The organism is Verrucomicrobiota bacterium (genome assembly GCA_037139415.1).
Classification (GTDB): domain Bacteria; phylum Verrucomicrobiota; class Verrucomicrobiia; order Limisphaerales; family Fontisphaeraceae; genus JBAXGN01.
In genome coordinates this window covers 1-8774 of record JBAXGN010000255.1, presented here as the reverse complement: position 1 = coordinate 8774, position 8774 = coordinate 1, and the positions used below count along the sequence as shown (strand labels likewise).

Genomic DNA, 8774 nt, shown 5'->3' with positions numbered 1-8774 from the left:
GTTTGTGCCCGGCATCAAGTCCGTCACAAACGCCGGTTGCTTGCTATCCGTCACCATCACATATACTGGCGCGCTGATGGCCACACCGTTCTCATTGCTGGCTGTGGCATTGTAGTAATCGCCACGGTTCGCGCATTGCGCCACGGGATTGGTGAAGGCTGCCCCGCTGAATACAACGGTGGCAAAGTTCGAGTTCAGGTACCAGCGATAGTCTGGCGATGTACCTGAGGCAGCAGCCAGGAAGCCGGCCGTATTACCCACTTCAACGGTATTCGTCGGCGCAGGGGAAATGCTTAAATTGAATGGTGGAATAATGTGATTGGTCACCACCAAGGTCACTTCCGCACTATTGGTCGCTCCATTAATATTGGTCACCATCACCAGGTACTTGCCCGAATCGGTCATCTGCAGGTTGGTCAGCACCAGGGTATTGGTATTGTTCTGCACCAAAACATTGGTGGCATTGAAAAACCAGGTGAACACTGGACTATGGCAATTGGATGCCATGCTCACCGAGAGCGTGAAGTTCGAGCCGATACCAGTGGTATTCGTGCCCGGCATCAAGTCCATCACAAACGCCGGTTGCTTGCTATCCGTCACTGCCACATATACCGGTGCGCTGATGGCCACGCCGTAGGTGTTGCTCGCCACCACATTAAAGCAGGTGTGGTCATCTCCGCACGCTGCGGAGGCATTGGTGTACACATTGGTCACCACTACCGGCGTTGCAAAGTTCGAGTTTGCATACCAATAATACGTGATCGGCGGGGTGCCCGAAGCGGTGGCCAAGAAACCCACCGGGGAACCAACCTCGACGGTATTGGTCGGCGAAGGGGTAACGATTATTCCACCCGCCGCGACACCCACCACGCGAATCGTGCCATGCGTATTGAGAGCGGAAGTGTCCCAAACAAGGCCATTGCTCAACGCAGGCAGATTGGTGACAGTAAAGGTAGCCGTGTAAAACGCGGCACTGAACAACTGCCAAGTATCACCCGCCGCAAAGTTGATTACCGGATCACTGTCAGCAGCCAACACCACATTCAAGGTGCCACCATTCGTAAGCGTGTTAATGCCCGTCACCAAATCGTTAGTCAGCATCGAACCCACCTTGCTGATTTCCATGACCGTTGCGCCACCTAACCTCACGTTGTTATTCACGGCGAGGACGCCGACACCATTGCTGCCCGGAGAAAGAGTGCCGTTGGATTGAATTGATACCGTTCCTTTGATCTGACCATTGCCACCCAAGGTGCCACCCCAGACGGTGACCAGATTGGTATCAATGATCCCCTGCACCAGCAAGGTTCCATTGCTCACCACAGTGGCCCCGCTATAGGCGTTCGTGCCCGCCAAGGTCAGGATGCCAGTACCCGTCTTCACCAGATTGGTTCCGCCGTTGATCTCCGCGACGTTTTTCAGCGTGCCTGCCTGGAAGTTGAGATTGGGAACATAGGTGGCCGCAATCCCGTTGGTACCGATGGCGCCACCCAATAAATCAAGCACCGCGTTGGTGCCGTTTAACGTCACCGTGGCCACATTGGTACCTACTATGCGCCCTCGGGTAATGGATTTAACAAGTAGTGAACCGCTGTTGGTCAGGACAAAAGTACCACTAGCGCTGAGAACGTTGCTCACGGTATCGGATAACGTCACAGTCCCAGCATTGATCGTGCCACCGCTTAAGGTCAAAGTGCCATTGGCAACGCTATTGGTGGCAAACCCAGCGGTTCCAGTGAGTATCACGACGTTTTGACCAAGCATGATGTTGGTGACAGTCATATTGCCAGCGTTCATCGCAAATAGACCGTTTTCCGTTCCGAAGCGCCCCTCCATGCGCCCAATCGTCAACGTGTCTATCACGGCATCCACGCTCCCCGCCGATAGATCGAGGACATGGTAGAGATTGTCGTTGCCATAGTGACTCTGTGACCCGACCCAGACGTTGGGTACACCACTGGACGGCCCGTTGGTGCCACGCAACGTGAGCGTAGGCGAAGTCCAAGTTGTCGCAAAATCCATCAGCGCGTGCGCCTGTCGGGTGGAGCCCACATTCAGACTGCCAAGCGATAGACTATTGGCCTGCCCCAAATGAATGGCATTCGTATAATTCTGAGGCGCATTAAATGTGAAATCCCCCACTCCAACCGCCAAGGCGGCGATGGTGTTAGAAGCGGCCAAGGTGATAACCCCGCATTGATTGCCCCACCCACTCACATATCCGCCCACGCGCAGAGTATTAGTATTACCAAAGCCGGTGAATACAAAATTGCCCAAACCGGACATATCAAGGGTATTGGTGATCCTGGCCAAGGTATTTGCCATTACATTCGGCCCCACATTCAGATCCGCAGTTCCATTGTAAATCAGGGTTGATCCAGCCACGCCGACGACTGTGGCGGTAAAGTTATTCGTCAATGCCGGAACATTTGTCATCGTCGCTGTGGTAAAGGTCAGGTTGGAAATTACTTGGCTATTGCCGTTCAAATCCAAGGTGCCCGAGCTGCCAAAATTAATCATTGCCCCGGCGGAGAGCGCATTATTGGCATCAATCACAATCTTGCCACCACCGTTGGTAAAGATGGTGCCGCCCGTGAACGTATTGCTGTTCCCCAAGGTCACACTACCAGCACCGTGCTTGATCAGCGCGGTGGTGCCGGTAATCCTGCCGGAACCCGTGAACAGATAATTCTGGGAATTATTGCTGATCGTCACTGAAGCTGGCGCGAGATTGGTGGTCAGGTTCACCGTGAAAGCCGAGGCGCTGTCATCAAACCGAACAACATCCCCAATTTCGGTAGATTGCAAATACGTCGTTGCGAATGCCGAGTAGTCCACCCAGTTGGTCGTGGTGTTGACATCCCAGTTGCCGTTGTTCACACCCGTCCAAGTAATGGGATAACTCCCATGCGTACCCGGCGTGCTGGTGATGACCAAGTCAACCTCACCCGCGTTATCCTGCAAAGCGGCTGAAGTGCCGTCTGGCAGTGTGCCCAGCCGCAGCCCGGCAAACCCGCTGCCGCCGATGGCGCCTGTGTACCGGATGAGCGGAATGGTGACACCAGCGACAAACTGTCCGCTGATGTTAATGGTGCCCGTGCCATTGACCACCAAGTTGGTCGCCCATACCGAAGGGTTCGCCGGATCGGTCGCCCAGCCGGTGAAATTCAGCGTTGCACCGCTGCCCAGCGTTAGCGAACTCATGGGAACAGTCTGGCCGGGCCCCGAGAAGCCGATCGTTAGCGTTTTACCGTCGTTAACCTGAAAACCGCCGCCCCCTTGATGCGCACTCGTGATCAGCAGTGTTCCGTCCGTAACCAACGTGTTGCCGGAGTAGGTGTTGGCACCGTACAGACTGAGTGTTCCCGCACCGGCCTTGGTCAAATTGCCCGGACCGCTAATAATGCTATTGATGGTGATGGAGAAACCCTGGTCATCATTGGTGGCGGTAACGCCATTGTTGATGATAAGAGGACGGGTGGCCAAAAAAGCAAGGTTGCCTGCCTCCTGAAGCGTGCTGCTTCCCGCGAAAACCAGCGGTGCTGCCGCACCCAGTGCGGTGTCGTCATTGATGTTGAGGGTGCCACCGGCGTTGGTCGTACCGCCGCTGTATGTGTTCACACCGGTCAAGGTCAGCTTGCCCGCGCCAATTTTGGTCAGACTGAGCGTGCCGAACGTATTCTTGAGCACACCGTTGAACGAACTGGTGGTGCCCGCATCACCGACGATGAGATTCGCGTTACCAATCGAATTATCAATCGTACCGGCCACAGCGGAACCCCAAGCCCCCAAGCCATTCACCGTCTCAGTAAATCCAGCCATATCCACCAAACTGCCATTGGTCAGGAGTAGCAATCCCTTGCCTGGACCATTCGGAATCACTTCCGAAGCTCCCAGCTTCAGCTTGGGTGCCAAGCCACTGTGGGATGTGTTAGGAACGTTATTACCCACAATGGTCTTACCGGCATAGTCATTGCCAGGGTTGGTTAGGATGTTTGTGCTGTTCTCAAAGCCAAAATTCAAAGCCCCCACGCCGGTGATGCGTCCGTTAATGGTCAAGGTGCCAGGCGTATAACCTGCCATGAAATAACCGCCCCCCGCCAGGAGGTTAATGGTTCGGTTGGTTGCAATTTGGGCAGCTATCGCTCTGTTGTTAAATATCACACCGCCGTTAAAGACCAAGTTGGTGGTCGGTGTCGCGGGCACCGCACCCAATGAATAGTCGTCCACAAAATCCGTCCGTCCATTTTCAAATATGAAGCCACCGCTGTGATAATTCGTGGTGTTCGTCAAAAACAGGTTGTTCGTTCCAATCTTGCGCAGGACCAACACGCCCCCGAGGTTGTTATTGTTGTCATAAAGACCGCCGCTAATAGTGCTGCCGCCGTCACCATCACCCACCGTCAGCGTGTTGATGGTATTGGGCGCGTTGTTTAGCACCTTGCCGGAATTGGGACCGTTGTTGACTGTCAGCCCATTGATCGTCTCGTTGAAGCCATTCAGGTCCAGCGTACCAGCCAACTGATAAGCCGATGGCGCAATGCCGCCGGCCCCGCTGGCATTGATGGTGACGTTGCCCAAGCCGGTACCGTTGGGGATTACTTCGTTGGCACCCAATTGAACGATGCCACCACTGATCGTGAGGCCATTGGTCCAGTTGTTGGCAGGATTGAGCAACACAAGCGTACCCTCGGTATTCTTGGTCAGCGTAAAGTTACCCGTAATCGCGCTGGTCACACACAGCGTGGTGCCCATCGCAACTTCAATTCCAGAATCGGTGGCGAGGGTAATGCCACGATTCGTGTGAATCCCCACGGTGCCGCCGATGCCGCCAAGACTTCCGCCGTTGAGGATAAGTTGGTCCGGGGTGAACGAACTGGGCGGCGTGCCCAAGCGGGTGTCGCTATCAATCATGAGTACGCCGGAATTAATATAGGTGCGGCCATGATAGGCATTGTTCCCGGTAAGGACGAGGCTATTGCCGCCGCCCCCCTTGACCAACGCGACCGTCCCGCCGCCAAAACCGATGCCGTCACCAATATTAACTGTGGTCATGCTGCCGGAACCATTCGCTCCGTTGGTCATGTAGGTGGTGGTCCCCACCGCGCTGTTCGTTACCAGCCCAGTGCCGGTCATGTTGTTAAAACCGTCGCTCGCGCCTTTGAAATCGAATAGCCCATTCATGTTCAGCACCACGAAGTTGCCGCTATCATAGATTTGATCGCCGTAAGCGGTGTTGCCATATTCAATGGTTGCGCCAGGAGAGACCCCGGTGATCCCATACACCGCCCGGTATCCGCTGCCACCGGCTGACTTATTGAGCACGAGCTTACCCTCCTTGACATGGACCTTAAGGTTGACGTTATCCACCGTACCTCCGAGCGTGAGTTTTCCCTGGCCGGTCTTGAGCAACTCGGAGAAGCCGACGGAGCCCACGAAGGCATTCGTGAGTACCAGATTATTGCCAGCGGTTACATTAATGCCACCACCAATGTTGTTGTTGACCTCAAACTTGCGGGCGGTAGGGGTGGCACTGTTATCCCCCGTGAATTGGAACGTCCCCCCGCGTAGATAAATCGTGGTGCCGACATTGGTGCCCATGGGGCTGGGACTGGTGTCGCTGATAGTTCCCACGCTCAACACGCCTTCATTGAGGACGGTGTTGCCATTGAAAAGGTTGTTGCCAGACAACACCAGCTTGCCCTGGCCGCTCTTGGTCAAAACCAAGGCCGTACCACTGTTCTGCTGGTTGGTGATCGCGGAACTGACGGTCAGCGCGTTGCCGCTGTTGGTGGGGATCATGACGTGGAAGATCAACTCCGCCACCCCCGCATTAAGTGTGCCGCCGGTGATGCTGGCCGGGTAATCACCGCTGGCCAGAATGCCCGAATTGGAAACTGTCAACGAACCCGCCGAGAGGTCCAACGTCGTGCCGGCGGTCTGGGCAAGATTCAGAGTATTGACGGAGCGGCTGCCGGACAAGGTGATTGCCCCCCCCGCCGTCCACTTGACATTCGTCGTGCCGACCCAAACAGCCTCCAGCGCATTTAAGGCATAATCCAAGTCAATCATCGGCATCGCCGAAGTCACATTGAGACTCGAGTTTGTGGCATACTTCGCGAATTCCGTGCCGGAAATGATATAAGCGGGATTAAACGTCCCATTCTGTAGGGTGGTGCCACCAGAGAAAACCACCAGGTTGGTCGCCCCGCCGCTGGCAATCACGTTGGTACCCAACCCCGGCCCGACGATATTCAAAGTGGGATTATAGCCTTGGCGATTGGGAGCATTCAGCGTCAGCACGGATTTGTAACCAACCTGAGCCGGCCCGGCGATAACTTTGCTGCTGCCCATGGCAGTTTGAAAATTGACGGTCTCGGTAAAATTCTGGTTGGAACCGTCGTTGGTGAAAACCATCGCCCCCCCGTAGAGCGCGACGTTGGCACTGTCCTTCAAGCGATCTCCGTGGTTGGCACCGGTCGCGTTGGAAATCACCAGTGAGCCACGGAAGACGTTGTAATAAGCGGCACCGGAGAAGCGCCCGCTGAGGCCGGCCAGGATAGTGGCGCCGTTGTAAACCGATAAAGCCCCGCTATAGGGACTGTCACTGGTGAAGGTAATCGAGTTGGTGTTGTATTTGGCGACCGCTCCGGAAGCCCGAATAATGTTCGTAAACGTGTAATCATCGGTGCGATTAAAAGCAAGGTTGCTAAAATTGGTGATATTGCCATAACCCGCATTCCCCGACGTGCCACCGTTCCCCAGGATGAGCGTATCGCCACCGCTTTGGATGGTAGTGCCGCCGGAGTACGTATTGTTACCGGATAAAATCAGGGTATAACCGATGGCTTTGGTCAACTGTACCGCCCCACCCGAATTATCCGCAATCGTGGCAGCGATTTCGTTGCCGGTAAACGCCAACGGCGTCGCAAGCCCCACTTGGCCGAACTGCGAAAAATTGTTGTTCCGGGTATAAGCAATCAGTTCGGCCGGGGTTCCCGGCGTCACCCCGGCGATGAGCGTGCCGTTGGTGATGAGCCACTGGCCACCGAAATCACGCGAGGACATAAGCAGCGAGCCGGAGGCGATGCGCAGGGTGTTACCGCCGAGATTCAGCGGCCCAACTGCAGACCCGGCTTGCGCGGGTGAATAAGCCAGATTCAGCGCGCCCACGGGGCGGTCAGCAGTGAGCGTCTGACCATAGCGCAGAAGGACGAGGTTCGTGTTGTTATTCCAAGCGGTCTCGGGCGCGTTCAGCCAATAATCCTGGGTGCCGGTCATCGTCTGGGGCGAATTGACGTTGGGGTTATAGCGGACAAAATTATCGCCATTATCACGCATCCACGGCACGATGCCAAGCACGCTGCCCACATTGGTTAGCCCCGATGGATCGGTGAAAATCAGGCGGGTGGTGTAAGTCTGGTTGGTCCGGCCAAGCCCCCCGCCGGTCACATTCAACGTGGCGCCGTTGTAGCGGAGCACATTGGCAAAGGTGAGAATATTCGTCTGGCCGGGAGCGGCGGCCTGAACATCAATACGGTTATCGCGATTGGTCACGATGAGCGTGCCGATGGTTTCACTAAACGTCGTACCACTGGCACCGGTATTTTGATCTTCAAAAAAGAAATTGCCCTGGTCGAGAATCATGGTCGCAGTGTCCGCAATGCGATTGGCCACATTGTTCGCCTCCGTATTATCAATGCGAAATAACTTGCCGCTGTTCACATAAATCACGGGACTGTTCAAGATCGTGGCGGTATTGGTCAGGATCAACATGCCGCCGCTTATCTTGGTCTGCCCATGATACGTGTTGGCAGCGGTGAAAAAGGTAGCTCCGCCCCCATAATTACTCACGGTGACATTGCCACCATGCGTATCCTGAATGTTGCCGCCCCAAAAGGAGTTAGAGCCAATGCCCAGCACGGCAGGATTGGCCGAGTAATTATCCACCGAGGCGGTGGCGTCGCCATTCAAACCGTTGAGTGCCTGCATGGTGCCATTCAGGTCAAACGTAGTGGCATTGGAGATATTCAGATTCCCGCGCCCCGCGCCAACCCCCGGAATGACGTAATTCGCGCCTGCCCGGATCATGCCGCCCAAAAGCAGCGTATCCACCGTGGCACCAACTGTGGTATTGCCACCATACGTATTGGTCGCTCCCAACGTGAGGTTGCCCGCACCGGTTTTGATCAGACCCGCCACGCCCGAGATGACATTGCTCACCCCGAAATCACCCGAGCCACCAAACAGAAGGACATTCGTGCCGGACGCAGTGCCTGTGGGGGCACTGTTGGTCAGGAAGCCTTTGAGGACCAGCGCGCCATTGCCGCTGGCGGCGGCATTCCATAAAATCTGGGTGGCTTGAAATTGGCCTGCTGCCGACGGGGTGGCGAACGAGATCGTATTGCTGATCAAGTTCGCCCCGGCGGAGTTGGTGATACTGTTGGTTAAATAGAAAACATTGCCCCCCAAGGCAAAGGGGCCGGTGTTGAAAGTGAGCCAACCGAAAGCGGTGTTTGCGGCAATGTTGTTGTTATTGGTCCGGCGCGTCAATGCCCCGAAAATAAGGTTATCACCGCCAACGGGCACACCTCCACCCCAGTTGGGGCCGGTGTTCCAGTTCACATCCGTACCGGCACCGCTCCAGGTTTTATCGGCAGCCGCGAGGCGGGCAGATGCAATTCCAAGGGAGATCAGTGCGATCAATAGCGCAACCGCTGTTCGACAACCGCTGTTCGACAACCGCTGTTCGACAACCGCTGTTCGACAACCGC

Annotated in this window: 1 protein-coding gene; it reads right to left on the bottom strand. The window is 55.5% G+C overall.

Going from position 1 to position 8774, the window contains the following annotated elements:
• The coding region (locus WCO56_27305; protein ID MEI7733309.1) for an autotransporter-associated beta strand repeat-containing protein at positions 1-8706 on the bottom strand (8706 nt) is incomplete at its 3' end.
• Positions 8707-8774: the final 68 nt, after the last annotated feature.